The following is a 24,283-nucleotide window of genomic DNA, read 5'->3' on the forward strand; positions in this document are numbered from 1 at the left end:
AATGGCCCGAGTGTTCGACGAATGATGCGGGACGGCATCGGAGCACGAACGAATTTCATCCTCGTGTCCTTCCGATGCTGGCCGCGACGTGATCGTCACCATAATGCGGTTCATCCGACCCGATAAGGTTTCAGAAATCTGCGGAGTGCTCGCGCAGCCAATCCATCGCGACCGCGCAGGCATCCAGAACGGCAATGTGCCCGTCTCGAGGCCGCAGCCACAACTCCGCCTCCGGCGTGTTCTGCAGCAGCCAGGTAGCGTGCGCGGGCGGCACCACACGGTCCCGACCCCCCTGCGCGTAAAGCACAGGGGTCACGATGTCGGAAACGCTGAAACTCCACGGCTGGACGAAGGCCAGGTCGTCATCGACGAGACCCTCGGTTCCTGCGGCGGAAGCGAGGCCGACATCTACTCCCAAGGATGCCCACGTGCCCGCCAGCGCCGCATAATCCCGATCAACAAAGCTCTCGGGGTCGAATTCGGCCGTCAGTTCGTATTCTTCTCGCGCGGCCCGGCCGACCATCGCAGCGCGCAGCGACTCACCGTCGGACGCCATACCGTCGAACCAGTCGAGGCCGTCGGCTTGCAGCGGGGCCAGGCTCGCGAGGCACGCCGTGGCCGACACTCGCTCAGGCAGCAGCGCGGCGCAGGCCAGTGCGTGCGGTCCCCCGCCCGACGCTCCCATCACGGCGAACCGGTCAAGGCCGAGCTGATCGGCCAACTGCACCACGTCGGCCGCTGCCGAAGCGACGCTGCGCCCGCGTTGCCCGGTCGATCCGCCGTAGCTGGGCCTCCCATACGCCAACAGACGGATGCCCCGCGCGGCCGCCGCCACCACCAACGGCTCGAGCAGTGCCCCGGTCTGGGGCGAGCCGTGATGCCAAAGCACTGTGAAGGCATCCGCTGGACTGTGAGCATCGGCACTGTCGTGCACTCGCAGCGTGCGACCATCGAACAGAAGCAAATCGCGTGGGGATGCCATGTGACCAGAGTAGGCCGCTCGGACGCAGCATCGTCGGTGACACCCGCGCTGATCGCCGGCTCCGGTTCGGTCGGCGGCCTCGACCGGGCACCCCACGAAATCATCGGACACTCGCACGGTCCTGGCCGCTCTCGGTGCGGCCGGCGGCGGGATGAGTGAGGAGATCGTATGGCGATTGTGCAGGAGATGATTGGAAACGGCGGTTGGTCCTACCTGCTGGTCATATTCAGCGCGGTAGGGCTGAGCGACGCGGGCGCACCCGCCCGGAACGAGTTGAGCATGCGCTCCCCCGCGCCTGGGTGGACTTCTAGACCGTAGGGTGAGCACATGGTTATTCGGCGCTACTGGCGCATCGCGGTGTTTGCACCGTTCGTGGGGTTTCTCCTCGCGGCGGGCGTGGCGGTCGTGATGACCAACGCCGGCAGTGGAGAAACCGAATTTCGGTTCTGGTTCGTCGTGCGCTCCATGGCGAACTACGGGGCGATTGGCCTCGTCATCGGGGCTGTCGCGCTACTGGGCGGACTCGCCGCAGTGGCGATTGCCGATCGGCACCTGGCCAAATCGCGGCGCCTGCGCGTCACCGTGGCCGCATTGGGCGCGATGGGCGGTGTGGTGTTGCTGTCCGTGGCCATCGCGGCTGTGCTGTCGCTGATGGACGACGGACTGTATGCCGGCATCACCATTGCATTCGGCCTGGCGTTCGGTGCGGCGGCCAGCGTCGTCGCGGCCGTCATGGTGCTCTACGCAGAACGGCTAAGCCGCTAAGCCGCAGCGAAGCGCTTCTGCGAGCGCGCTTTGGCCTTCTCCGCTTCGATCTCCCTGTTTTTGGGGGGTGCGGCGCTCACGAGGTCTTGGAGCAGGTGCTGGGAGATGTGCGTGATCTCGTGCACCGCGCGGTCGAAAGCCTCCTCATTGGCCTTCGACGGGTGCGTCGCTCCGCTGATCTTGCGCACGTACTGCAGCGCGGCTGCGTACACCTCGTCGTCGGTCGCGGCGGGTTCAAAGTTGCTTAAGACATGAATGTTTCGGCACATGCCTTCAGGGTAATCAAGGCTTGTGCACCCTTCAAGACCCGGGCGTAGGATGCCCTTGCTTCGCCGGCTTCGACAGGAGACGTCCATGCCAGCACCCACGGCCGACCTGATCAGGCGGCTGCGCGCTGCCGGTTGTGTCTTCGCCGAGGAGGAGGCCGGGCTGTTGCTCTCAGTTCAGCAGTCGCCGGACGAGCTCAACGCCATGATCGACCGGCGCCTCGCCGGATTACCTCTCGAGCAGATTCTGGGCTGGGCCGAGTTTTGCGGCCTGCATGTTCTGCTCGATCCGGGTGTGTTCGTGCCGCGTCGGCGCACCGAGTTTCTGGTCACACAGGCACTGGAACTCTGCCGATCCGAGGCGGTCATTGTCGATCTTTGCTGCGGATCGGGCGCGGTGGCCATGGCGCTGGCCACCGCGTTGCCGGATGCGCGACTGTATGCAGTCGATATTGATCCGATCGCCGTTGCCTGCGCCCGCCGCAACGTGGCGAACCGCGGGGAGGTGTTCGAGGGGGACCTGTTTGCGCCGCTGCCCGCAATGCTTCTGGGTCGGGTTGACATCATCGTGGCGAACGCGCCCTACGTGCCGACCGATGAGATCAAGCTAATGCCCTTGGAAGCCCGCGCCCACGAGCCGCCCGCATCGGCCGATGGCGGCGACGACGGTCTCGATGTTCAGCGCCGCATTGCCGCCGCCGTAGCACCGTGGCTATCACCCGGCGGATGTTTGCTCATCGAAACCGGGCAACGCCAAGGCGCACAGACGGCCGGGATCTTCACCGAAAGCGGTCTGCTCCCCCGCGTTCTGCGAAACGAGGATCTGGACTCGACGCTGGTAATCGGCCTGCCGGTGTCGTGGGCGGATAATCTCAGTGATCGGGTAAGTCTGTAATCGAGGGAGATACGCATGACGACGAGCACCACCCACACCGCACGCCCCGTTCGCGCCGCACGCGGCACCGAACTCACCGCGAAGAGCTGGCAGACCGAGGGGCCACTGCGCATGCTCATGAACAACCTCGACCCGGAGGTCGCCGAGCGGCCCGATGACCTCGTCGTCTATGGCGGCACCGGCAAAGCCGCCCGCAACTGGGAGTGCTATGACGCGATCGTACGCACCCTGGAAACGTTGGAGAAGGACGAAACCCTGCTCGTGCAGTCCGGCAAACCGGTCGGCGTCTTTCGCACCCACGAGTGGGCGCCACGCGTACTCATCGCCAACTCCAACCTCGTCGGCGATTGGGCGACCTGGCCCGAGTTTCGCCGGCTCGAGCACCTCGGGCTCACCATGTACGGGCAGATGACCGCTGGATCGTGGATCTATATCGGTACCCAGGGCATTCTGCAGGGCACCTACGAAACCTTCGGCGCCGTCGCCACAAAAAGTTTCAAGGGTACCCTGGCCGGCACCCTCACGTTGACCGGCGGCGCGGGCGGTATGGGTGGCGCGCAGCCACTCGCCGTCACCATGAACGACGGTGTCGTGCTCATTGTCGACGTCGACCCGGCGCGACTGCAACGCCGGGTCGACCACGGCTATCTCGACGAGATGACCGACGATATCGACGAGGCGATCGACCGAGTGCTCGCAGCCAAGTCGGAACGCCGCGCCCTCTCCGTGGGCCTGATCGGCAATGCCGCGACCGTGTTTGCTGACTTGCTGGCCCGCCGGGTGCCGATTGACATCGTCACCGACCAGACCAGCGCGCACGATCCGCTGTCCTATCTGCCCGAGGGTGTCAGCGTCGAACAGTGGCACGCTTATGCGGCCGAGAACCCCGAAGAGTTCACCGTGCGCGCCCGGGCCGCGATGGCCAAGCAGGTGCAGGCCATGGTCGAATTTCAGGATGCCGGCGCCGAGGTGTTCGACTACGGCAACTCCATCCGCGCCGAGGCGAAGCTCGGCGGCTACGAGCGAGCTTTCGAGTTTCCGGGGTTTGTACCCGCCTATATTCGTCCGTTGTTCGCCGAGGGCAAAGGCCCCTTCCGGTGGGTGGCGCTGTCCGGTGACCCGGCCGACATTGCGGCCACCGACAGGGCCATTCTCAAGCTGTTTCCCAACGATAGAGGGCTGCACCGCTGGATCACCAAAGCCCAGCACAAGGTGCAGTTCGAAGGGCTGCCGGCGCGCATTTGCTGGCTCGGTTACCAGGAACGGCACCTCGCTGGGCTGAAGTTCAACGCGATGGTCGCCTCCGGTGAACTGAGCGCGCCGATCGTGATCGGCCGCGACCACCTCGACTCCGGCTCGGTTGCCTCGCCCTATCGCGAGACCGAGGACATGAAAGACGGTTCCGATGCGATCGCCGACTGGCCGCTGCTGAACGCGTTGCTCAACACCGCCTCGGGCGCGACCTGGGTCTCAATTCACCACGGCGGCGGCGTCGGAATTGGCCGAAGCATCCACGCCGGGCAGGTGATCGTCGCCGACGGTACCGCATTGGCCGCCGAAAAGATCGAACGCGTGCTCACCAACGATCCGGGCACCGGGGTCATGCGGCACGTCGATGCGGGCTACGAGCGGGCCGAGGAGGTGGCCCGCGAGCGCGGTCTGCGCGTACCCATGTGGGAAGACTGAGGTGTCGGCCGGGTACTGGTGCGAGTCCCTGCTGATCGACGGAACGGCCAACGCGGGGGTGCGGCTGGAGGTTGACGCGGCTGGGCGCATCGCTCGGGTTCAGCGCGGGGTCGCGGCGGAGGCTGCGGACATCCGCTTGGGAACGGTGCTTCCGGGGTTTGGCAACGCGCACTCGCACGCCTTTCACCGCGCTCTGCGCGGTCAGACTCAGGGTGACGGCGGTGATTTCTGGCTCTGGCGCGAGCGGATGTACCGGATTGCCACGCAGCTGGACCCGTCGAGGTACCAGGCCCTGGCGACGGCGGTCTTCGCCGAGATGCTCGTGAGTGGCTACACGACCGTTGGCGAGTTTCACTACGTGCATCACCGGCCGAGCGGTGAGCCGTACACGACCGAGCACGCGATGGAACTGGCGCTCGCGGCGGCGGCGCGGGAGGTCGGCATCCGTCTGGTGCTGCTCGACACCGTGTATCTGCAGGGCGGCATTGGGAGGGAGCTGTCGCCGGAGCAGCGCGGGTTCGGCGACGGTGGCGCGGCTGGTTGGCTAGCCCGGTGGCGGTCCCTGCGTGCACGGCTTGCCGGCGACGAGCTCGTGACGCTCGGCGCCGCCCTGCACTCGGTACGGGCCGTGCCGCCCGATGCGATGCGTGAGGTGTTACACGGGCTGCCGCCGGAGGTCCCCGTGCACATCCATCTATCGGAGCAGCCGCAGGAGAACGAGGATTGTCTAGCGGCGTACGGCCTGACGCCGACCGGGCTGCTCGATTCGCTAGGTGCTCTTTTGCCGCGGCTGAGCGTCGTGCACGCGACGCACGCGACGGACGACGACAGAAACCTACTCGGTGACGCCGGGGTGACCGTTGTGATGTGTCCGACCACCGAGGCGGACCTGGGTGACGGCATCGGCCCGGCGCTCGCGCTGGCGTCAGCGGGCGCTTCGATTGCGCTCGGTTCCGATCAAAACGCGGTTATCGATCCGTTTCTGGAGATGCGCGGCCTCGAAATGGGTGAGCGGCTCGCCGCCCAGAAACGCGGTCGCTTCGCCCCCGCCGCGCTGCTGGCCGCCGCATCGAGTGCGGGCTATGCCGCCCTGGGGCTTGGACGTCACCGTCTGCAGCCGGGCGACCCGTGCGATCTTGTCGAGATCAGCACGATCAGCATGCGCACAATCGGGTCCGTGCCGGGGCAGCTTGCGCTGACCGCGACGGCTTCCGACGTGGTGCGCGTCGTCGTTGGCGGGCGTCTGGTGGCCGAGTGCGGTCAGCTCGTCGGCGGTGCTCGGCCGGCAACACTGATCGCCGACGCTCTCGCTAGGCTCAGCACATGAACGGCACCGAACTGGTCACCGGAATCGGCGAACTGACCACGCACGATGAATCGGGTGAACGCCTGCACAACGCCGCCCTCGTGATCGGCGAGGGCCGAATCCTGTGGATCGGTCCGGCTGCCCGGGCGCCCGCTGCCGATCGTCGAACGGATGTCGACGGTCGCGCCGTTCTACCCGGCTGGGTCGACACACACACCCACCTCGTGTTCAGCGGGGACCGCTCGGCGGAGTTCGAAGCCCGGATGGCTGGCCAGGCCTACGCTGCTGGCGGCATCAACACGACCGTCACAGCTACCCGGGCAGCGCCCGAAGAGCAGCTCGTGGCCACGGCTCGGAATCTGCGCCATGAGGCAGAAACCCAGGGCACCACCTTTCTCGAAACGAAGACCGGGTATGGGCTCGATGTGGCGAGCGAAGAGCGTTCGGCGCGCGCGGCAGCCAACGTCGCCGATGTCGTGACCTATCTCGGTGCCCACATTGTGCCCGCCGGAATGGATCGTCGTGCCTACATCGACCTCGTGACCGGACCGATGCTCACTGCTGTGCTTCCCTATGTGCAGTTCATCGACGCATTTTGCGAGAAGGGCGCGTTCGACGTCGAGGAATCCCGCGAGGTGCTGTTGGCCGGTCGTGCCGCCGGTTTGGAATTGCGGGTGCACGGCAACCAACTCGGTTTTAGCGGCGGCGTGCGGCTGGCCGTCGAGCTCGGCGCCGCGAGCGTCGACCACTGCAACTACCTCGAACCCGCTGATATCGATGCGCTGGCAGTCGGGACGACGGTCGCCACCCTGCTGCCGGCTTGCGATCTGTCGACCCGGCAGCCCTTTGCGCCAGCCCGACGGTTGCTCGACGCCGGTGTGGTCATCGCTCTGGCGACCAATTGCAATCCGGGCACCTCCTATACAACGTCGATGCCATTGTGTGTGGCGACCGCAGTGCTGCAGATGGGCCTGACCGTGCGCGAAGCCGTCTGGGCCGCGACGCGCGGTGCCGCCCGGGCCCTTGGCCGCGATCGGGGAGCGGATGCCGTCGGCTCACTGTTTGTCGGCGGCCGCGCCGACCTGCAGGTTCTAAATGCTCCGTCGATTTCGCACCTGGCCTACCGCGTCGGGGTTCCGCTGACCGCTGCGGTCTGGCGGAGCGGTGTGCGCGTCGATTGATCTGCACCTCGACCCCCACGACGCTCCACGCGATATGAACCTACGTGCGCCAGGGTGGATCCGCGCTGGGGATGTTGGCGCGGTGGCTGTGGGCGGGTCGCCAGGTTTGGGTGGGGTCCCAGAGCAGTGGGCCGCGTATCTGGGGTCGTCCGCGGACCATGCGGATTTTCCATCCGGCGGTGTCGATGGTGTGGTGGTGGTACCAGCACAAAAGTGTTCCGTTGTCGATGTTGGTGGGCCCGTTCTGCTGCCACGGGATGACATGGTGTACTTCGCACCAGCGGGCCGGGATGGTGCAGCCGGGAATGACGCAACCCTCGTCACGGGCGGCGATCGCCGCGCGCTGCTTAGTGCTGAAGCAACGGACTTTGTCGCCGAGGCAGAGCACGTCGCCGTTCTCGCCGAGTAGTACCTGTTGGTACCCGCCGGCGCAGATGAGTTCGCTCACTCGGCGGAAGCTGATGGGGGCTTCGACGCCGTCGATCCAACCCACGCCACGGCCCTGTTCGAGGTCGACCGCATTGATGTGCACCATCACAGTGGGGGCGGCTCCGCCCATGGTCGGTGTGTGTGGGTCGCGTGCGGCGGATTCGAAGATGGAGCGGAGGATGTCAGCGCGTTTCTCCCCGCCCGTGCGGCGGTCGCCGTCGAACCGGGTGTCGCCGCTGAATGGTTCGTCGCTGAACGGCTCGGTGCCGGTGCCAAGGCCGGTGCCGGTGCCAGCCGTGCCGTCGAGCATCTCAGTCGGCACAAACCGCGGCGTGGTCGACCGGGCCGACAGGTGCGTGTCAAACAGGGTGTCCATGATGCCGCGGAGTTCTGGGGTGACGTCGGCGCGTAGTGGGTAGAGCCCGTTGCGGAGCAGCCCGAAGGTGAGAGTGCTTTTCGCTTCGACGGCGTCGTCGTTGGGGGCGACGCCGTCGGGGTCGAGCCGGCCCTGCCATTCCAGTGCCTGCGCCCGCAGCAGGTCGGGCGCGAAACGGATCCCCGCGCCGGGTAGCCCGGCCGTTTCCGCAGTGATGGCGCCGGTTGCCGACGCGACGAGGGCGCGTTCGACCCGGTCAAGGTCGTCTTGCCCGACCCGTCCCTGCAGCGCGGTGAGCGTGGTGGCGATGATCTCCGCCGACTCGAGACCGAGCTCACCGCTGCTGAGGCCGTCGGCGATGGTCGAGTAGCGGGCGGGCACAGGCAGTCCGAGGGGGGTGCGTTCCACGGCGGTCTCGCCGAGTTTGAGGCGGCGTTTGGCTTCGCGGGCGGAGATGCCGGCGAGTTGGGTGATGAAATCGACCCGGTTGCGGCATCCGTTTTTGTAAGCCAGCGACCCACTGCCGAGGTCGGTTTCGGCGCGGGCCCCGATGTCGGTGGTGGCTCGTAGCCTTGCACCATCAACCTTGCGACCGAGACCCTCAAGGGCCGCCAGCACCGCGACGGCTTCGGTGTCGTCAAGCTGACCAAACCGAACGCCGTCCACAACCGAGGCCAACAACGCACCGGCCTGAACAATGACCTCGACCCGGGAAAACGATGGCTCCGGCACAGAACCGGATGCGGCGGGCGGGGCGGTGAGGGTCATGGCGGCGGTGCCTCCTTCACCCATAATTTTACCCCGAATCACCTTCAAAAGCGAGAGAACCTCACAATTCAATTGAGATTCTTTAAGAGTTGTCTACGATTTTTGAAAGCAGGCAACCGGTCGATTCGACATACCCGGAGCAAGCGTGTGCCCGCCGCCACGGAGCAAACGGGCGCGTGGAGTGTCGGCCTCACAAACTACGCTGGAGCCATGACCTCTGGCCCGATCACTCCCCCCGTCGCAGCCCCGCACACCGCCCCCCTCGCGGCAAAGAAGCCGCACCGGCGCGAGCACCACAACGACGTCTACATTGACGACTACGAGTGGTTGCGCGATAAGGACAGCCCCGAGGTCCTCGCCCATCTCGAGGCCGAGAACAGCTATACGATGGCCCGCACGCAGAACCAGGAACCGCTCCGGCAGCAGATTTTCGACGAGATTAAATCCCGCACCCAGGAGACCGACCTAAGTGTTCCGGTGCGCCGCGGAAACTACTGGTACTACACCCGCACGGTCGAGGGCCAGGAGTACGGCATTCACTGTCGCGCGCCGATCAACGACCAGGGCGACTGGGCCGCGCCACTCATCAGCGGCGACCAGATCGGCCTGGCCGGCGAGCAGATCCTGCTCGATGACAACGTCGAAGCCGAAGGCCACGACTTCTTTTCGCTCGGCAGCTTCGACCTCAGCGACGACGGCACTCAACTGCTCTACGCCGTCGATATCGAGGGCGACGAACGCTATACGATCCGGATACGCACCATCGCGACCGGCGAGAACCTGCCAGACACTATTCCGAACACGAGCGCCGGCGCCCTGTTCGACCCGAGTGGACGCTACCTCTTCTACACCACCGTCGACGACGCCTGGCGCCCCGACACCGTGTGGCGGCACGAAATCGGCGCCGCACGAGACACCGACACCAGCATCTTTCACGAACCCGATGAACGGTTCTGGGTCGGCGTCGGCATCACTCGCAGCCGCAAATTCCTCGTGATTGAGGCCGGCTCGAGCGTCACCACCGAATCCTGGCTGCTCGATGCGAGCGACCCCACCGGTGACTTCACCGTGGTCTGGCCCCGGCACGACAACACCGAATACGATGTTGAGCACGCCATCATCGACGGTGAAGACCGCCTGCTGATCGTGCATAACGGCGGCGGCGCGGTCAATTTCGAGCTGGTCAGTGTTGCAGCACGAGATCCGCAGGGCACCCAGCGCATGCTGCTGCCGCACGACCCACAGATCCGCCTCGAAAGCGTCGACGCGTTCGCTGACTTTCTCGTCGTGGAGTACCGCAGGGACGGCCTTACCCGCCTCGCCATCGACCGGCACGACGCGAAAGGACTCACCGAGCTTGAATTCGACGAGCCATTGTTCGCCGTCGGCTCCGCCGGCAACCCGGAGTGGACGCAGCCGACCATTCGATTCGGTTTTACGAGCTTTGTCACCCCGTCAACGGTCTACGACCTCGTCGTGGCTACCGGCGAGCGCCGCCTGCTCAAGCAGCAGCCGGTGCTCGGCGGCTATGACCCGACACTGTACGAACAGCGCCGCGAGTGGGCGACCGCAAAAGACGGCACCCGGGTACCGATTTCACTGGTCTACCGCCGCGACCTCGTCACGCCCGGCACCCCGGCGCCGACGCTGCTCTACGGCTATGGATCGTACGAGCACAGCATCGACCCCGGATTCGGTATCGCCCGGCTCAGCCTGCTCGACCGCGGCATGATCTTCGCCATCGCGCACGTGCGCGGCGGCGGCGAACTCGGCCGAACCTGGTACGAAACCGGCAAAACCCTGACCAAGCGCAACACCTTCACCGACTTCGTGAGTTGCGCCCGGCACGTCATCGACGCGGGCTTCACGACCCCAGACCAACTGGTCGCCGAGGGTGGCAGCGCCGGCGGACTGCTCATGGGCGCCGTCGCGAACCTTGCGCCCGAGCTGTTCGCCGGCATTCTCGCCGAGGTTCCATTCGTCGACGCTCTTACCTCCATTCTTGACCCGTCACTGCCGCTAACCGTGATCGAATGGGACGAGTGGGGCGATCCCCTGCACGATGCCGAGGTGTACGCCTATATGAAGTCATATTCTCCGGTCGAGAATGTGCGCGCCGTCGCCTACCCGCTAATTCTCGCCGTGACCAGCCTGAACGACACCCGCGTTCTCTACGTCGAGCCGGCCAAGTGGGTGGCTAAGCTGCGCGAAGTCGGAGCGGATGCCCTCCTCAAGACCGAGATGTCGGCCGGCCACGGCGGAGTTTCCGGTCGCTACAGTGCGTGGCATGAGCGCGCGTTCAACTACGCCTGGGTGCTGGGCGCCGCTGGCCTGAATCCATCTGAGAGCGACAGCTAGGGGAATGCCGAACGGGCCAGACCTGACCCCGGCATGGAAGCGGCTGGTGCAGGCGCCGGAGCAGCCAGCATCCGCTCTGCCCCGGATCGGTAATTTCGGGCAACCGCGACCGCCGGCCACCGGCCCGAAAGTGCCGATGGGGCTGCAGTTTGAGCTGCGCGAGCAGACTCCGCGCACGAATGACCGCTGGCGTGGGCCGACCGCCAAACCGGTGAAAGCGCTCGAGTCCGGCCACGGCGAGTTTCGGCTCGGCGTGCGGCCGGTCATTCACAATGCGAACGGCAACTGGGTGCGCAGCAACGTCACCTGGAGCCACCTCACCTTTCAGCTGAACCGGTTCAACCTCGACCCCGAACACCACCGCTGGATCTCGCAGTTCGCCGCACTCTACAAGGCCGTGCGCGAGGTGTACACGAGCCAGGAAACCGACTGGATCTACCTCGACAACTTCACCAGCCCGCTGCTCTGGCCGCTGCTGCGGGAAGCCGAACAGCTCGGCATCGGCTTTGTCGGCACCAAAAAGAACGTCGTCGTTCGGGTCGGTTCGGTCGCCGAGATCAGCCTCGACGCCTCTCGAACGGATGCCGCCGGCCCGGTAACCCTGCAAGCCCGCCTCCACATCGATGGGGAGAACCATCCGCTCGAGGCCGCCGGAATCATCGCCGGCCACGGCCTCTACAGTGTGCGGTTCGGCCTGCCGACCGTGTTCACGCTCGCACCGACCGCCGGCCCGCTGAACCGCGAGCAGCGGCACCTCGTCGGGCAGGTCGATGCGGCCAGTGTTCCAGCGGCCGACACGACCGAGTTTCTCGGCACCATTTACCCGACGCTGCAGCGCACGGTCGCCGTCACCAGCACGGATGCCTCGGTACGGTTTCCCGAGGTACTGCCCGACAACTTCGAGCGCACCGAAACGCCGCACCTCGTGATCACGACGGTGGAGACCGACCAGCGTGACTGGTTCGACCTTGGCGTGATCGTAACGGTCGGCGCGATCACCGTGCCCTTCGGCCCGCTGTTCAAAGCGCTGGCGAAGGGGCAAACCCGCCTGAAGCTGGTCGACAACAGCTATCTCCCTTTGCAGAGCCCCGAGTTCAAGCAGCTGCACGAACTCATCAACGAGGCCCGCGCACTGCAGGAGTGGGAAACCGGCCTGCGCATCAGCCGGTACCAGGCTAGTTTATGGAGCGATTTCGAGGATCTCGCCGACGAGACAGTGCCGGCGGTGTCCTGGCGGGCGGCCGCCGCGGGCCTCAAAGATCTGGCCGGCATTGACCCGACTCCACTTCCGGGCGGCGTCCGCGCCACCCTGCGCCCTTACCAGGAGGAGGGGTTTGCCTGGCTCGCATTTCTCTGGAAGCACCAGCTGGGCGGGGTACTCGCCGACGACATGGGGCTCGGTAAAACACTGCAGACCCTGGCGCTGCTGGTGCACGCGAGAGTCTCGGGGCCGGGGCCATTTCTGGTCGTGGCGCCGACATCCGTTGTGGCGAACTGGCGAAACGAGGCGACTCGATTCGCCCCCGGACTGCGGGTGCGAACCCTCACAGCAACGGAGGTGAAAAGCGGCACGCTCATAGCGGATGCCGCCACCGACGTTGACGTGCTCATCACGTCGTACGCGTTGTTCCGCCTCGATTTCGACGCGTACCAGGCGGTGGCCTGGGCCGGCCTCATCCTCGATGAGGCGCAATTCATAAAGAACCGCACGAGCCGTGCCTATGCCTGCGCGAAGGAGCTGAACACACCGTTCAAACTGGCCATCACGGGCACTCCGCTCGAGAACAACCTGATGGACCTGTGGTCGCTGTTCAGCGTCGTCGCACCGGGCCTGTTTGCATCATCCCGCAAATTCATCGAGGACTACGTTCGACCGGTGACCCGGGGTGAAAACCCCGAGCGGCTCGCGAAGCTGCGACGACGCATCCGCCCGCTGATTCTGCGCCGCACCAAAGACGTCGTGGCCCGTGACCTGCCGCCCAAGCAGGAACAGGAGCTGCAGATCGCGCTGAACCCGGCGCACCAGAAGCTCTACGATACGTTTCTGCAGCGGGAACGGCAGAAGCTCTACGGTTTGATCGAAGAACTCGACAAGAACCGGTTTATCATTTTTCGTTCGCTCACCCTGCTGCGGCTGCTGAGCCTCGACGCCTCCCTTGTTGACAAGAAGTATGCGGGCGTGCGTTCGAGCAAGCTCGACGCCCTGTTCGAACAGCTCGACGACGTCATCGCCGAGGGACATAAGGCCCTCATCTTCAGCCAGTTCACGTCATTTTTGAAGCTCGCCGCCGCCCGGCTCGACGCGCAGGGCATTCCGTATTGCTACCTCGACGGGTCGACGCTGCGGCGCAGCGAAGTGATCGACCGGTTCAAAAACGGTGCGGCTCCGGTGTTCCTGATCAGTCTCAAGGCCGGCGGCTTCGGTCTCAACCTGACCGAAGCCGACTACGTTTTTCTGCTCGACCCGTGGTGGAACCCGCAAACCGAGGCGCAGGCCATCGACCGCACCCACCGTATCGGCCAGACCCGCAACGTCATGGTGTACCGGCTCGTCGCAACCGGCACTATCGAGGAGAAGGTCGTGGCGCTCCAGAAGCAAAAATCACAACTGTTCAGCGCTGTGCTCGACGACGACGCCATGTTTAGCACCGCGCTCACCGCCGACGACATTAGAGGCCTGCTGGAGCCCTGACTAGACCGCGCTCGACGCCGCCCACAGGTTGATTCCATTGTCGACGGCGTGCTCGTCGATGGCGGTCAGTTCCTCAGCGGTGAAGTCGAGGTTGTGCAGCGCCCCCACATTCGCCTCGAGCTGCGCCACCGACGACGCCCCAATCAGGGCGCTCGTCACCTCGGAATTGCGCAGCACCCAGGCCAAGGCCAGCTGGGCCAGTGACTGTCCACGACCGGAGGCGATCTCGGTCAAGGCGCGGATATGGGTCAGCGCCTCCGCGGTCACCATGGATTTTTTCGCCGAGCCCTCGCGCGCCACGCGCGAGTCCGCCGGGATGCCCCCGAGGTACCGGTCGGTGAGCAGCCCCTGGGCCAGCGGCGAGAACGCGATGCAGCCCGCGCCGATGTCGTCGAGCGTGTTGAGCAGATCGTCCTCGACCCACCGGTTGAACATCGAGTACGAGGGCTGGTGAATCAGCAGCGGGGTGCCGAGGTCGGCCAGAATCGCGGCCGCTTCGCGGGTGCGTTCGGGCGAGTACGACGAGATTCCGGCGTAGAGGGCGCGACCGCTCGTGACAGCGGTGTGCAGTGCCCCCATCGTCTCTTCGAGCGGGGTGTCGGGATCGGCGCGGTGGGAGTAGAAGATGTCGACATAGTCAACGCCCATGCGCGAGAGCGACTGGTCGAGGCTCGACAACAGGTATTTGCGGCTTCCGAAGTTTCCATACGGGCCCGGCCACATGTCGTAGCCGGCCTTGGTTGAGAGCACGACCTCATCACGGTGCGCCGCGAAGTCCTCGCGAAACAGCTGGCCGAAGTTCGTTTCGGCCGAACCATAGGGCGGACCGTAATTGTTGGCCAGGTCGAAGTGGGTGATGCCGAGGTCGAAGGCCCGGCGGAGAATAGCTCGCTGCGTTGCGAGCGGCTTGTCATCGCCAAAGTTCTGCCACAGACCAAGCGAAATGGCGGGAAGTTTGAGGCCACTGCGCCCGGCGCGACGATAGGGCATGGACTCGTAACGGGATTCATTCGGAAGATAGGTCATCTGATTATGATCCCACTTTTCTTTTCCACATCGACGTGGTCTCGTTGATAACCGGCAAAGCTGCCCAGATGTCAGCACCGGAATCAGCGCGGTAGCAGTCGGCCCGTACCCCAGCGCTTGCCGAATGCCCTCGCGACGAGCCACACCAACGGCTTCGGCGTTAATCTCCAGGCGCCGGAAGGCACTCCAGTTCGCGGCGACCCGTGACGACAGGTCGGTGCAGTGATCGAGCACCAGAAGCACACCCACTCGTGGTCGTTCCGGCTCGGGTACGGCGCACAGTTCGTCGATCGCCGCGCTCAGCGCATTCAAACAGCGCGGCAACAGCACCTCTTCATCGCGCACGGGCACGACGATCCCCAGATCTTTGATCCGCGCAGCTTCGATGCTCGACGCACCGGTCACGGCACCAGCCCGTCACGCTGAGCCACCGACAGGGCTGGCCGCTGCTCGTAGACTTCGAGGACGAAATCACGTTCCAGGTGATGCACCGTGCGTTGCAGCCCAACGACGTGGGTGAGCTGCGCGTGCACCGCGTCTCCGGTGAGCGGATAATCCACCACCGGATGCCGCCAGTGACAGGCCACAAGCGCACCCCCCGGGGCGAGACTGGCTCGGCACCGTTCGAGCAGTCGGCGCAGGTCAGCAGCCGAACAGTAATATCCCACCTCCGACAGCACGATCAGCCCAAATTCCCCCTGCGGCCAATCCCCCGGCAGCCCTCGGCGTTCAAAACTCACTCCGGGCCGGCCCGCCAGTCGTTGCCTGGCGATGCCGAGAGGCTGCTCCACCAGGTCGATTCCCAGCACGGTGTCACAACGCTCGGCCAGCTCGGCGGTCAGCACGCCGGTAGAGCATCCCAATTCGAGTGCTGCACCAAACCGTTGCCGGGGCAGTGCTGCGAGAAGGGCCGCCCGCTTGCGTTTTTCATACCACCGCGTCTCGAAACCCCACGGGTCCGAACCGGACGAGTAGACGGTGTCGAAATACCCGGCTCGGAGGCTCTGGTTCGGGTCAGCGTGGGCATCCGGTTGCGGTTTCGGCCGAACACGCACCTCAATGAGCGTTTCGAAGTCTCGCGCGAAGTGCGCCCGAAAGCCGGCCGGAACGATGGCTTCATCGCCCGGCGATTCCGACAAGGGCCGCACTTGGCTGCGATGCAGCGCGAGGGCTCGAGCTTTGGCCTCACGTTCGGCCGGGTTCAGTTCGAAAACCCGCACGGTTTCGGCAGACCACACCGCGTCATCGGGCGTCGACCAGTGCCAGGCCCAGATCGGGTATTCGAACAGCCGTGCTCGATGTGTGCGCACCGCCCGCTCTGCTGCCGAACTCGCCGCAGCATGATCGGGATGCCCGTCGGCTCGCCACGGCGCCACCACCCAAGTCGAGTCGCCCGCATCGCCAATAGCCTCGTTGATCGCCCCCTCGGCAATATCCACGTTCTCCGTAAGTTTGCCGTCGGGGAGCTCTAACAGGCGAACCTGCGCGTCGGGGGCGAGGTGGGCGAGGGCATCCGTCACTTCAATGCGGCGAAGCTGTGCGAGACGAGCCGGGTCGTGGGTCGACGAGTTCGGGTGCGACGCCTCACCGTTGCTCAGCACTATCACAATGATCGGCAGTCCTAGCCCGGCCACATGAGCGATGAGTCCGCCGACCCCGAGGCTCTCGTCGTCGGGATGCGCCGACACAACAATCAAGCGTTCCAGCCCGCTGACGCCGAGCGAAGTGCACCGATCGGGCAAGTGGGCTGCCTGCCAGGCCTTCTCGGGCGTTCCGCTGTCGGAATGATTGAACGTCACCATGGTGCACTCCCCCTCGTAACGAGCATCCGGCCCAAGACCGCATCGTCGCGTGCGGCATGGTGTTGTCGCACATACAGTTGCTGGTCGGCCACCCGCTGGGCGTGCCAAGCGACGATTCCCCGCACGCGCGCGGCGAGCAGGGAGCCGGCAGCATTGACGACTTCCCCGGCTTCGATGGCGGAAGCGGCCTCCGTGAGCGCAGCCTGCGCCCCGGTCACGGCTCGGTCGACCGCGCCGAGATGGGCGAGGGCGATCAGGTCGGGGGCACGGCCCCGAGTGGAGTCACCGTTGACCTCGGCGGCAGCGAGGTCACCACGCGCACTAAAAAGTTCAGCTGGCCGCGGGCTAGCTTCACGCTTCATGGCAACCCTCTCGACTCACAAAGCCTTGGCGGGTCGAGCGAGTGTCAGGAAGCGCGGTGCGGGGATTTTCCCGAGGAGCGCTTGCGCGGCTTACGATTCTCCGCGCTGACCATCCAGGAATACTGCTCGAGCTTCTCGATGAAAGCGTGCAGAAGGTCGGCACTGGTGGGGTCTTCCTCGTCGACCTCATCGTGCACCTTACGCATCGTGTCGACCGTGGCGTCGAGCCGTTCGGTGATGAGCGTGACCGTCTCGGTCGTGTCGACTTCGCCGTCGGGAAACTTCGGCAGGTTGGTGGTTTTGGTGACCGTCTCGCTGCGGCCATCGGGCATCGCGTCGAGTGCGCGCATCCGCTCGGCAACTTGGTCGGAGAATTCTCGCGCATCGAGGATGATCTCGTCGAGTTGCAGGTGCAGGTCGCGAAAGTTCTTTCCGACGACGCTCCAGTGTGCCTGTTTGCCCTGCACGTGCAACTCGATCAGGTCGACCAAAACGGACTGCAGGTTGTCGCTGAGTGTTTCGGAGGCGTGCATGGTGTCCTTCCAATCGGGGAGAATTTGCCTCGAGACCATATCATGGCCGCGCAATCTGGGCCACAATGTAACCACCCGACCGCGGGCCGCAGACCCGACGTGCGGCCCCCGGGCTTCCCGGGCGCGCGGAGCCTGGCACGGCCTAATCTCGCCCTTTACTCGTCATTGGGGGCGCGTGGCGGGCGCGGCTTGCTGTACTTCTTGTGTGCGGTCTGCGGGGCGGTACCGAGGATGCGTGCGATATCGGCCCAGGAACAGCCGCCGTCGCGCATGGCGTTGACCGCGGCGGTGACCCGCAGGGTGACTTCGACGCGATCGCGCACCGCGCGTTCCAACTCGCGCTCCAGAGCCCGGTAGGGCCGGGCGATGTGCGGGGCGGATTCGTCTGCCGGCGGTGGCACTGGTTGCGCGATACCCCCATCCGCTTGGTCGTGACTGTCGGGGGCAACACTGGTCATCGGCAACCTTTCCACTGATGAAATGTAGGCCCAGCGTGCTTGTGCGTCAACCACTTGACGCAGACATTTTGACGTCTGCGCAGTCGGCGTTGTATGCGTCCCCTCGAACGTGCGTGCGCTATGGCAGAATCGGTGGCATGGCAATCGAGGGACGTCCCGGCGCGGTCGTTTCCGTCAGCCGCGATGACGCGCACCGCTTCAGCAAGCCGGTGGTCGCAAGCATACGTTTGCTCGCTGGAATCGGTGTCGATGGTGATGCTCACTCGGGCGCCACTGTGCAGCACCGCTACGCCAAAAAACGTAATCCCACGGCGCCCAACCTCTGCCAGGTTCACTTTATGGCTGCAGAGTTGTTCGACGACCTCATACCGACCGGGTATACGGTCGCACCGGGCGAGCTCGGCGAAAACGTGACGACTATCGGTATCGATCTAATGACCCTGCCGCTCGGAACCCGCCTGCACCTCGGCAGCGAGGCCGTGGTCTCGATCACCGGTATGCGCAGCCCGTGTTCGCTCATCAACGGCTACCGGAAAGGCCTGATGAAGCAGCTCATCAAAACAGATGCCGCCGGCGCAGTTCAGCGTCGCGGCGGAATTATGGGCGTCGTGCTGACCGGCGGCATCGTGCAACCGTGCGACCGGATCCGCGTGGAGCTGCCCGTCGGTGAGCATCTCCCGCTCGGCGTCGTCTAGGTCTAATTTCACCCCCAGGCCAGACCCCGGGCCCACTCTCTGGGCCCAGGCCCGAAAAAAAGCGCTACTGGGGGTCAGCGGAGGTGTGGAACCACGGCGGATAGACCGCAACCTTGGGCTTATACGAGCTTGCCTTCAGGATGCCGCGCACAGTTTCGCGCACATTGTCATTGCACACACCGATCAGCGTGATCAGGTCCATCGGCACGGCGTCGGGCACGAGCAGCTCGGCTTCAAGCATCATCGCGCCGTCTGCTTCGGCGCGAAGGGTCTGCAGCATACGCTCAGCGGTGGCCGGCGTTGCGCCGAACCTGGTCAACGCTCCGGCAGCGTCACCGTTGGTGACGGCGACCACGCTGGAAACGAACGGGGCTGGTTCCGTTGCGGCGTCAGCATCCTGCGCGCTTTCAGCTGCGGCACGCGCCGCAATCCCATCGTTGATCTTCTTGACCGTACTCACGAGCATGACGAAGTCGAAGGCCTCGGAGCCGTGGGCATCGAGTGCCAGGCGCGGGTCAGCGGCTTCGGCGCGCACGCTCTCCCAGACGGTCGCGTTCGGCGACAGAAAGAAGGGCACGTACTCCGCAACACTGCGACCGTCGCCGGAGACGTGAGCAGCGCGGCGCAGGTCGCGAGTGGCCGGTGCGGAGATGTCGACGGCGGGCCGCGCGGTGAGGGCGCCGTTGGCGAGCAGGCGTCCGTCCTTCAGAATCGCACTGAGGTTGCTGATGTGGGTGAGATGATACACGCGCTGCTCGTCGACGTTGTCGGTCGAGACCGCCTCCGCTCGCACCGGGCGAGGTGCGCCGGCGACGCGAACCGGGCGAGCTGCGCGCGCCACGGGCATGGCCGCGGTCGGCAGTGGATCGCGCAGGGAGGACAGCTTCGGGGCGCGCGTCTTCTTCACCGGAGTGAGGGGCTCAGTAACAATTTTGGGAAAGCACAGAGCGCACAATTGGCCCTCGAGTCCGTGGATGCATTCGTCGTCCAAGAGGGAAAAACCTTTCGTTACGCGGCTCGCGCCACTCGGAAAAGCCGAACGCGCATACCGCTTATTAACGTTACGTTCATTTGTGTGGCAGCGCTGACCGTTCTCTAGTTTTTCGGCAACTCGACGCGAACAATGAGTCCATCGTCAGTGGATTCGATGCAGAGATGGTCGAGCCCTGGCACGATCAGGTCGGCCTCAAGTTCGGCCGCCGGATAGGTTCCGGCGACTCCGATTGTGGTGCAGCCAGCGGCGCGGCCAGCCTGCAACCCGGCAGGCGCATCCTCGATCACCAGACACCGCCCCGGGTCGACGCCGAGCCGGGCGGCTCCCTCCAGAAACGGTTCAGGGAACGGCTTACCACGCGGGGTGTCATCGATGGTCACGATCACGCTCGATGCCACCAAAGCGGATGCCGCCAGCCGGGCGACCGCCAGTGGCCGCGCGCAGGACGTGACGATGGCCCGTCGACTCTCCGGCAGGCTGTTCAGGAGCGCTGCGGCGCCGGGCAGCACGGTGATGTCATTGGTGTCGGCGGTTTCGAGAGCGAGAATGCGCTCGATCGCCTCGTCGACGCGGGCGGCTGGCACGAGTTCGGCGATAATGTCGCGCGCCGGGCGACCGTGGGCGGTTTCGTCCTTGGCCACGCCCCATTCGTTTGCCCAAGCGGCCCACGAACGGTTGACCGCCGGCGTGGAATCAATGAGGGTGCCGTCCATATCGAACAATACGGCGTCGAAGGTGCGCCCCTGCAAAACGTTCTCGGTGACAAAACTGGGGTCAGGCATCCGTTGTCCTTTCGTCGCGCCGGCTGGTTGCCGATGTTTCAACGGTAGGCCACCCACGATTGCCCATGCCATTGGGTGCGGCCGTGGCCGGTATCGTGGACAGCAACAACCGAGCTGGGAGACCTTGACGTGTGGACGACCGTTTTGGTGATTGCGGCCGTGCTGGTGGGCTCGAGCATGCAGCGCATCACGGGCATGGGGTTCGCCCTGGTAGCGGCGCCCTTCTTGGTTCTACTGCTCGGGCCGGTTGATGGCGTAATAGTGATTAACGCGTGCGGGGCACTCACGGCGAGCATTATCCTGATGCGAGTATTTCGCCAGGTTGACTGGCGGCGCTACAGCCTTTTGGCGGTCTGCGCCGTCGTCGGCATCGTGCCCGGCTCCTACATTCTGCAGTTCGTTTCGGTAGCCTGGCTCGAAATTTCGATCGGCGTCCTCGTGGCGGCCGGTCTGACCATATCGGTCAGCCTCGGCCGGGTCGTAGTGCGCGACCGTCTGGGTTTTCGCGTCATGGCCGGCCTGACCAGCGGGTTCATGAATACGACGGCCGGCGTCGGCGGTCCTGCAGTGAGCATTTACGCGATTGCCACGGGGTGGCCGCAGCGGTCCTTTGCCGCGACCATGCAGCCGTACTTTCTCACGATCGGGCTGGCGTCCCTAGCCTCAAAATTTGGGCTGGGATCGGCCGACCTGCCCCAGTTGCCCGTGCTGGTCTGGGTGTTCATCGGGTGCGCCTGCATCGTGGGGCTGATCGTCGGTGACCGGCTGTCCACTGTGATCGAGCCGCACGTCGCCCGACGCCTACTCGTGGTCGTTGCCTATCTGGGATCGTTCGCGACCATCGTACGCGGAGTACTCGAGCTGCTCGTTTAAGGCGGCCGGAGGTTTACCCATCAGCTCAGATGATGAAGTCGGCGCCCTCAGCGGAGACCGACTCGGACCGGTGGGCACCGTGCTGCGCGGCATCCGTCTGCATCTTGTTCTCGTCGGAATAGGTAGCCGTTACCAGGATGGGCATGTGATCTGAGGTGCCCTGTGGGAGGGTCTCGACATTGGAGACCATCAGTCCCATCGAGGTCGCCAGGTCGAAGTGTCCGCGAAAGAACTTATAACGGGTGTAGGTGCGCGTGTCGCTGAGCGTGAGATCGTAGCCGGACTGGTTCACCTTATTGCCGAGCTTGCCCTGGAAGATCGGGTAGTTGTAGTCGCCGACCATGAGGGTCGGCAGGCCAGGTCCGAGCAAGCTCAGTTCTTCGTGGGCGGTGCGAATTTGGTTGCGGCGCAGGGAATTGAGCGCGGTCAGCGGCGCGGCGTGGAACGATGCGACGACGAACTCCCGATGGGCGACATTATCAACGAGGCGGGTGGCGATCAGCCGCTCGTGCGCTGGCGCGGCGAGATGATCGTGCAACGACTTCTTGAGCGCAAAGGCCTGCGTTTTGACCGCGGTGAAGCGGTCCTTGTTGTAGTAAATGGCGAGGCCGAGCCGGTTGCGCCGGGTGGAATCGGCCAGGTGCAGGTTGCCGACCTCGGCCGGCAGATCGATCGTGTTGCATTCCTGCAGGCAGAGAATGTTGGGACTGTAACGTTCTGCCAAAGCGACGAGTTCGCCGCTGGCACGGTTCTTGCGGAGGTTGTAACTAATGACCCTCATGGCACCCGTCTCAGACTTGATGGCTGTGCCTCCAGCCTACGACTCTCGACGGGGTCGAAATTGAACATCCGGGGTCAGTTGACACATGCGCAGGTGGCGTCCAGCCTGCCGGCTTCTCCAAACGAAGGCGACGCCGAGGCATTCCTGCTCGGAGCTGCTCCAACCGCTCGAAACGTAGACTTGACCGGCCGCCGCGTTCCTGCGGCGCACGCGAGGGAGCCGCATGACCCAGAACGACATCGTTCTCATTCGCCACGGACAAACCGAGTGGAGCATCTCCGGCCAGCACACCGGGCGCACCGACGTTCCGTTGACCGATTTCGGGCGCCAACAAGCGGATGCTCTCGGCGAGATGCTCGACGGTCGACACTTCGATCGGGTCTACTCGAGCCCCCTGGTGCGTGCCTGGGAAACCATGGAACGGGCCGGTTACGGCGCGCAGGGCGTGGCGACCGATGACGTGCTGGAGTGGGATTACGGAGTGTATGAGGGACGCCGGACCGTGGACATCCGCTCGGAAATTCCCGGCTGGACCGTGTGGGGCGATCCGATTGTGGGTGGTGAATCCGTGGAGGAAGTGGGCGCACGGGCCGATCGCGCCATCGACGCCTGCCTCGCAGCCGAGGGCCGAGTGGCCATCTTCGCCCACGGCCACTTTCTGCGCATCATGACCGCACGCTGGATGGGCTTGCCCGCCGTCGCCGGCAAGAGCCTGAGCCTCGGCACCGCAACCGTGTCAACGCTCGGCTGGGAGCGCGAAAACCGGGTGTTGCAAATGTGGAACGACTCCTCGCACCTGAGCTCGATGGACCCGATCGTTTAGTCGTACTACAAACGGCCGGACTACCCCTAGTCTGGGGTTAGACAGATTCTTTTCGTTGGAACTTTTGTCGTGGGGGCGCACGAACGAATGTGCGGATTGCGCCCGGAGGGCACGACAGTGGGGGCTTGGGGCGTCATCTACTCGCGAGCCCGGTCAACGGGAGAACCCGATGTGCAACATCGGCGGCCACGCCAGCACGTGGCCCTGTCCCGACTCGCATCGTGCGGGTCTTTCGAAAAAGGGGAAAAAACATGAGTTCGTTCACACAGCTTTCACCGTCGCGCAAGCGACTTCTTGGCGCCCTGCTGGCCTTCGGCATCATCGGAGTCGGCAGCATCGGAGTCGGCGGAGCCGTCGCCGCCGAGCCCACCCCGCGCGCCGCGGTCGACCTCGGAGAGGCCGGCACCTTTGCGATCCTCTCGAAGTCCGGCATCACGGATGTCTACGCATCCGCGATCAGCGGGAACGTCGGAGCGAGCCCGATCACGGGAGCCGCTATTCACGTCACCTGCCCGGAGGTGACCAACGGCACGATTTACAGCGTCGACGCCGAGGGCCCCTCCTGCATCGTGACCGATGACACCTACCTCACCGAAGCGGTCAGCGACCTTGAAATCGCCTACACCGATGCCGCCGGGCGCACTACTCCGGACTTCATCAACCTGGGCGCCGGCGAAATCGGTGGCCTGACCCTCACCCAGGGCCTCTACAAGTGGGGCACCGACGTGAACATCTCCACCGACGTCACCCTCACCGGCACCGCGGATGACGTCTTCATCTTTCAGATCTCCAAGGATCTGGAACAGGCTTCAGCTCAGGACGTGATTCTCGCCGGCGGCGTGCAGGCGAAGAACGTGTTCTGGCAGGTTGCCGGATCCGTCGCCATCGGCACCACCGCGCACTTCGAAGGCACCATCCTCAGCCAGACGATGATCGCCATGAAGACCGGAGCAACCATCAACGGCCGACTCCTGGCCCAGACGGCCGTCACGCTGCAGAGCAACACGGTCACCGCGCCCGTCGAGTAGCTTCGCAAAAAAGCACACCGGTGCGGGCGACTGTTGTCGCCCGCACCGGTGTGCGTTAACGCACGAACCTCAAGTTCAGTGCACGGGCACCCAGGTTCCCTTGACTCGCTCGGTGACCAGCGACGCCCGCAGCTCGGCAACAACCCGCAGATCTGCCACAACGTGGGCGCCGATCTGTAGGGCCGACGCCGCGTCATCCGCTGTGAAACGCACGACGACTCGGGCTGCTCCGGCGACGATCGTGAGGTCGGAGGCTTCCACCGTGGTGAATTCGGCGACGGCCGCGGCTGCCCTCGGCACGACTGTGGCGGGCGCGGTTCCCGAGTGCAGGGAGTCGATACTCATGGTGACGCGATAAGAAGGCATGGATTCAGGGTACGGGTACTGCCCCACCGAGACACTCAGGTGCGCCGCCTAGAGTT

23 protein-coding genes are annotated in these 24,283 nt (G+C 64.9%); 11 read left to right on the top strand and 12 right to left on the bottom strand.

All coding sequences use genetic code 11. From position 1 onward, the window contains the following. Positions 1 to 130: 130 nt before the first annotated feature. The gene (locus tag E3T51_RS00185; protein ID WP_134525937.1) at positions 131 to 982 is read right to left on the bottom strand and encodes an alpha/beta fold hydrolase; all 852 of its coding nucleotides are present in this window, start codon (positions 980 to 982) and stop codon (positions 131 to 133) included. Between the two features lie 327 nt (positions 983 to 1,309). Between E3T51_RS00185 and E3T51_RS00190 the strand changes: the two genes are divergently transcribed. After that, entirely contained in the window at positions 1,310 to 1,747 is a 438-nt protein-coding gene (locus tag E3T51_RS00190) for a hypothetical protein (RefSeq protein ID WP_134525940.1), read from the top strand. On the opposite strand, the gene E3T51_RS00195 is transcribed toward E3T51_RS00190, so the two are convergent. Next, positions 1,744 to 2,016 (bottom strand): DUF2277 domain-containing protein, encoded by a 273-nt coding sequence (locus tag E3T51_RS00195; protein ID WP_134525943.1) that lies wholly within the window; start codon positions 2,014 to 2,016, stop codon positions 1,744 to 1,746. The two genes, E3T51_RS00190 and E3T51_RS00195, sit on opposite strands and share 4 nt — an antisense overlap. Before the next feature lie 85 nt (positions 2,017 to 2,101). On the opposite strand from E3T51_RS00195, the gene E3T51_RS00200 reads away from it, so the two are divergent. Genes E3T51_RS00200 through hutI form a run of 4 tightly spaced genes read left to right on the top strand, consistent with a single transcriptional unit; the run spans position 2,102 to position 7,081 of the window. Further along, positions 2,102 to 2,908, top strand: coding sequence for a putative protein N(5)-glutamine methyltransferase (locus E3T51_RS00200; protein WP_134525946.1), 807 nt, complete (start codon positions 2,102 to 2,104; stop codon positions 2,906 to 2,908). Between the two features lie 15 nt (positions 2,909 to 2,923). Continuing rightward, a complete protein-coding gene (gene hutU, locus E3T51_RS00205) occupies positions 2,924 to 4,594 on the top strand; it encodes a urocanate hydratase (RefSeq protein WP_134525949.1) in 1,671 nt (556 codons plus the stop codon). 1 nt (position 4,595) lies between these two features. Then, entirely contained in the window at positions 4,596 to 5,921 is a 1,326-nt protein-coding gene (locus E3T51_RS00210; RefSeq protein ID WP_241989085.1) for a formimidoylglutamate deiminase, read from the top strand. After that, positions 5,918 to 7,081, top strand: a complete 1,164-nt coding sequence (gene hutI, locus E3T51_RS00215) for an imidazolonepropionase (protein ID WP_134525954.1) — start codon at positions 5,918 to 5,920, stop codon at positions 7,079 to 7,081. Before E3T51_RS00210 ends, hutI begins: the two co-directional genes overlap by 4 nt. Positions 7,082 to 7,121: 40 nt before the next feature. On the opposite strand, the gene E3T51_RS00220 is transcribed toward hutI, so the two are convergent. Then, positions 7,122 to 8,654: an HNH endonuclease signature motif containing protein gene (locus E3T51_RS00220; RefSeq protein ID WP_166806323.1), complete on the bottom strand. Its 1,533-nt coding sequence runs from the start codon at positions 8,652 to 8,654 to the stop codon at positions 7,122 to 7,124. Between the two features lie 210 nt (positions 8,655 to 8,864). Between E3T51_RS00220 and E3T51_RS00225 the strand changes: the two genes are divergently transcribed. Then, a complete protein-coding gene (locus E3T51_RS00225) occupies positions 8,865 to 11,012 on the top strand; it encodes a S9 family peptidase (RefSeq protein ID WP_134525960.1) in 2,148 nt (715 codons plus the stop codon). A 4-nt stretch (positions 11,013 to 11,016) separates the two neighbouring features. Beyond that, positions 11,017 to 13,704 carry a DEAD/DEAH box helicase gene (locus E3T51_RS00230; RefSeq protein ID WP_134525963.1) on the top strand — a complete coding sequence of 896 codons (2,688 nt, stop codon included), beginning with the start codon at positions 11,017 to 11,019 and terminating at the stop codon, positions 13,702 to 13,704. Here the strand turns inward: E3T51_RS00230 and mgrA are convergent, their stop codons facing one another. The 5 genes from mgrA to E3T51_RS00255 form a co-directional block, all read right to left on the bottom strand. Then, a complete protein-coding gene (gene mgrA, locus E3T51_RS00235; protein ID WP_104190867.1) occupies positions 13,705 to 14,730 on the bottom strand; it encodes an L-glyceraldehyde 3-phosphate reductase in 1,026 nt (341 codons plus the stop codon). A gap of 401 nt (positions 14,731 to 15,131) precedes the next feature. Continuing rightward, on the bottom strand, positions 15,132 to 16,532 hold the full coding sequence (locus E3T51_RS00240) for a PIG-L family deacetylase (RefSeq protein WP_134525966.1): 1,401 nt from the start codon (positions 16,530 to 16,532) through the stop codon (positions 15,132 to 15,134). Then, a complete protein-coding gene (locus E3T51_RS00245) occupies positions 16,526 to 16,894 on the bottom strand; it encodes a hypothetical protein (RefSeq protein ID WP_134525969.1) in 369 nt (122 codons plus the stop codon). The genes E3T51_RS00240 and E3T51_RS00245 overlap by 7 nt, the downstream gene beginning before the upstream one ends. 44 nt (positions 16,895 to 16,938) lie before the next feature. Then, positions 16,939 to 17,427, bottom strand: a complete 489-nt coding sequence (locus E3T51_RS00250; protein WP_104190864.1) for a Dps family protein — start codon at positions 17,425 to 17,427, stop codon at positions 16,939 to 16,941. A gap of 155 nt (positions 17,428 to 17,582) precedes the next feature. Next, a complete protein-coding gene (locus tag E3T51_RS00255) occupies positions 17,583 to 17,885 on the bottom strand; it encodes a hypothetical protein (protein WP_134525972.1) in 303 nt (100 codons plus the stop codon). A 137-nt stretch (positions 17,886 to 18,022) separates the two neighbouring features. Here E3T51_RS00255 and E3T51_RS00260 point away from each other — a divergent pair, with 137 nt between their 5' ends. Then, complete coding sequence (locus E3T51_RS00260; protein WP_134525975.1) at positions 18,023 to 18,580, top strand: MOSC domain-containing protein; 558 nt, start codon at positions 18,023 to 18,025, stop codon at positions 18,578 to 18,580. A gap of 64 nt (positions 18,581 to 18,644) precedes the next feature. Here the strand turns inward: E3T51_RS00260 and E3T51_RS00265 are convergent, their stop codons facing one another. Then, the gene (locus tag E3T51_RS00265) at positions 18,645 to 19,487 is read right to left on the bottom strand and encodes a DarT ssDNA thymidine ADP-ribosyltransferase family protein (RefSeq protein ID WP_134525978.1); all 843 of its coding nucleotides are present in this window, start codon (positions 19,485 to 19,487) and stop codon (positions 18,645 to 18,647) included. 188 nt (positions 19,488 to 19,675) lie between these two features. After that, a complete protein-coding gene (locus E3T51_RS00270; RefSeq protein WP_134525981.1) occupies positions 19,676 to 20,356 on the bottom strand; it encodes an HAD-IA family hydrolase in 681 nt (226 codons plus the stop codon). A 129-nt stretch (positions 20,357 to 20,485) separates the two neighbouring features. On the opposite strand from E3T51_RS00270, the gene E3T51_RS00275 reads away from it, so the two are divergent. Continuing rightward, positions 20,486 to 21,229, top strand: coding sequence for a sulfite exporter TauE/SafE family protein (locus E3T51_RS00275; protein ID WP_134525984.1), 744 nt, complete (start codon positions 20,486 to 20,488; stop codon positions 21,227 to 21,229). A gap of 25 nt (positions 21,230 to 21,254) precedes the next feature. Here E3T51_RS00275 and E3T51_RS00280 read toward each other — a convergent pair whose 3' ends face one another. After that, entirely contained in the window at positions 21,255 to 22,010 is a 756-nt protein-coding gene (locus tag E3T51_RS00280) for an endonuclease/exonuclease/phosphatase family protein (protein WP_134525987.1), read from the bottom strand. 223 nt (positions 22,011 to 22,233) lie between these two features. Between E3T51_RS00280 and E3T51_RS00285 the strand changes: the two genes are divergently transcribed. Both E3T51_RS00285 and E3T51_RS00290 read left to right on the top strand, forming a co-directional pair. Then, positions 22,234 to 22,833, top strand: a complete 600-nt coding sequence (locus tag E3T51_RS00285) for a histidine phosphatase family protein (RefSeq protein WP_134525990.1) — start codon at positions 22,234 to 22,236, stop codon at positions 22,831 to 22,833. A gap of 251 nt (positions 22,834 to 23,084) precedes the next feature. Then, the gene (locus tag E3T51_RS00290; RefSeq protein ID WP_134525992.1) at positions 23,085 to 23,861 is read left to right on the top strand and encodes an ice-binding family protein; all 777 of its coding nucleotides are present in this window, start codon (positions 23,085 to 23,087) and stop codon (positions 23,859 to 23,861) included. 75 nt (positions 23,862 to 23,936) lie between these two features. On the opposite strand, the gene E3T51_RS00295 is transcribed toward E3T51_RS00290, so the two are convergent. After that, the gene (locus tag E3T51_RS00295; RefSeq protein ID WP_134525995.1) at positions 23,937 to 24,227 is read right to left on the bottom strand and encodes a hypothetical protein; all 291 of its coding nucleotides are present in this window, start codon (positions 24,225 to 24,227) and stop codon (positions 23,937 to 23,939) included. Positions 24,228 to 24,283 lie beyond the last annotated feature (56 nt).

The organism is Cryobacterium serini (assembly GCF_004404025.1).
GTDB lineage: Bacteria > Actinomycetota > Actinomycetes > Actinomycetales > Microbacteriaceae > Cryobacterium > Cryobacterium serini.

Bases quoted from the DNA above. Each gene is read 5' to 3' on its own strand.
- E3T51_RS00185 (WP_134525937.1), bottom strand. From the start codon at position 982: ATGGCATCCCCACGCGATTTGCTTCTGTTCGATGGTCGCACGCTGCGA.
- E3T51_RS00190 (WP_134525940.1), top strand. From the start codon at position 1,310: ATGGTTATTCGGCGCTACTGGCGCATCGCGGTGTTTGCACCGTTCGTG.
- E3T51_RS00195 (WP_134525943.1), bottom strand. From the start codon at position 2,016: ATGTGCCGAAACATTCATGTCTTAAGCAACTTTGAACCCGCCGCGACC.
- E3T51_RS00200 (WP_134525946.1), top strand. From the start codon at position 2,102: ATGCCAGCACCCACGGCCGACCTGATCAGGCGGCTGCGCGCTGCCGGT.
- hutU (WP_134525949.1), top strand. From the start codon at position 2,924: ATGACGACGAGCACCACCCACACCGCACGCCCCGTTCGCGCCGCACGC.
- hutI (WP_134525954.1), top strand. From the start codon at position 5,918: ATGAACGGCACCGAACTGGTCACCGGAATCGGCGAACTGACCACGCAC.
- E3T51_RS00220 (WP_166806323.1), bottom strand. From the start codon at position 8,654: ATGACCCTCACCGCCCCGCCCGCCGCATCCGGTTCTGTGCCGGAGCCA.
- E3T51_RS00225 (WP_134525960.1), top strand. From the start codon at position 8,865: ATGACCTCTGGCCCGATCACTCCCCCCGTCGCAGCCCCGCACACCGCC.
- E3T51_RS00230 (WP_134525963.1), top strand. From the start codon at position 11,017: ATGCCGAACGGGCCAGACCTGACCCCGGCATGGAAGCGGCTGGTGCAG.
- mgrA (WP_104190867.1), bottom strand. From the start codon at position 14,730: ATGACCTATCTTCCGAATGAATCCCGTTACGAGTCCATGCCCTATCGT.
- E3T51_RS00240 (WP_134525966.1), bottom strand. From the start codon at position 16,532: ATGGTGACGTTCAATCATTCCGACAGCGGAACGCCCGAGAAGGCCTGG.
- E3T51_RS00245 (WP_134525969.1), bottom strand. From the start codon at position 16,894: ATGAAGCGTGAAGCTAGCCCGCGGCCAGCTGAACTTTTTAGTGCGCGT.
- E3T51_RS00250 (WP_104190864.1), bottom strand. From the start codon at position 17,427: ATGCACGCCTCCGAAACACTCAGCGACAACCTGCAGTCCGTTTTGGTC.
- E3T51_RS00255 (WP_134525972.1), bottom strand. From the start codon at position 17,885: ATGACCAGTGTTGCCCCCGACAGTCACGACCAAGCGGATGGGGGTATC.
- E3T51_RS00260 (WP_134525975.1), top strand. From the start codon at position 18,023: ATGGCAATCGAGGGACGTCCCGGCGCGGTCGTTTCCGTCAGCCGCGAT.
- E3T51_RS00270 (WP_134525981.1), bottom strand. From the start codon at position 20,356: ATGCCTGACCCCAGTTTTGTCACCGAGAACGTTTTGCAGGGGCGCACC.
- E3T51_RS00280 (WP_134525987.1), bottom strand. From the start codon at position 22,010: ATGAGGGTCATTAGTTACAACCTCCGCAAGAACCGTGCCAGCGGCGAA.
- E3T51_RS00285 (WP_134525990.1), top strand. From the start codon at position 22,234: ATGACCCAGAACGACATCGTTCTCATTCGCCACGGACAAACCGAGTGG.
- E3T51_RS00290 (WP_134525992.1), top strand. From the start codon at position 23,085: ATGAGTTCGTTCACACAGCTTTCACCGTCGCGCAAGCGACTTCTTGGC.
- E3T51_RS00295 (WP_134525995.1), bottom strand. From the start codon at position 24,227: ATGCCTTCTTATCGCGTCACCATGAGTATCGACTCCCTGCACTCGGGA.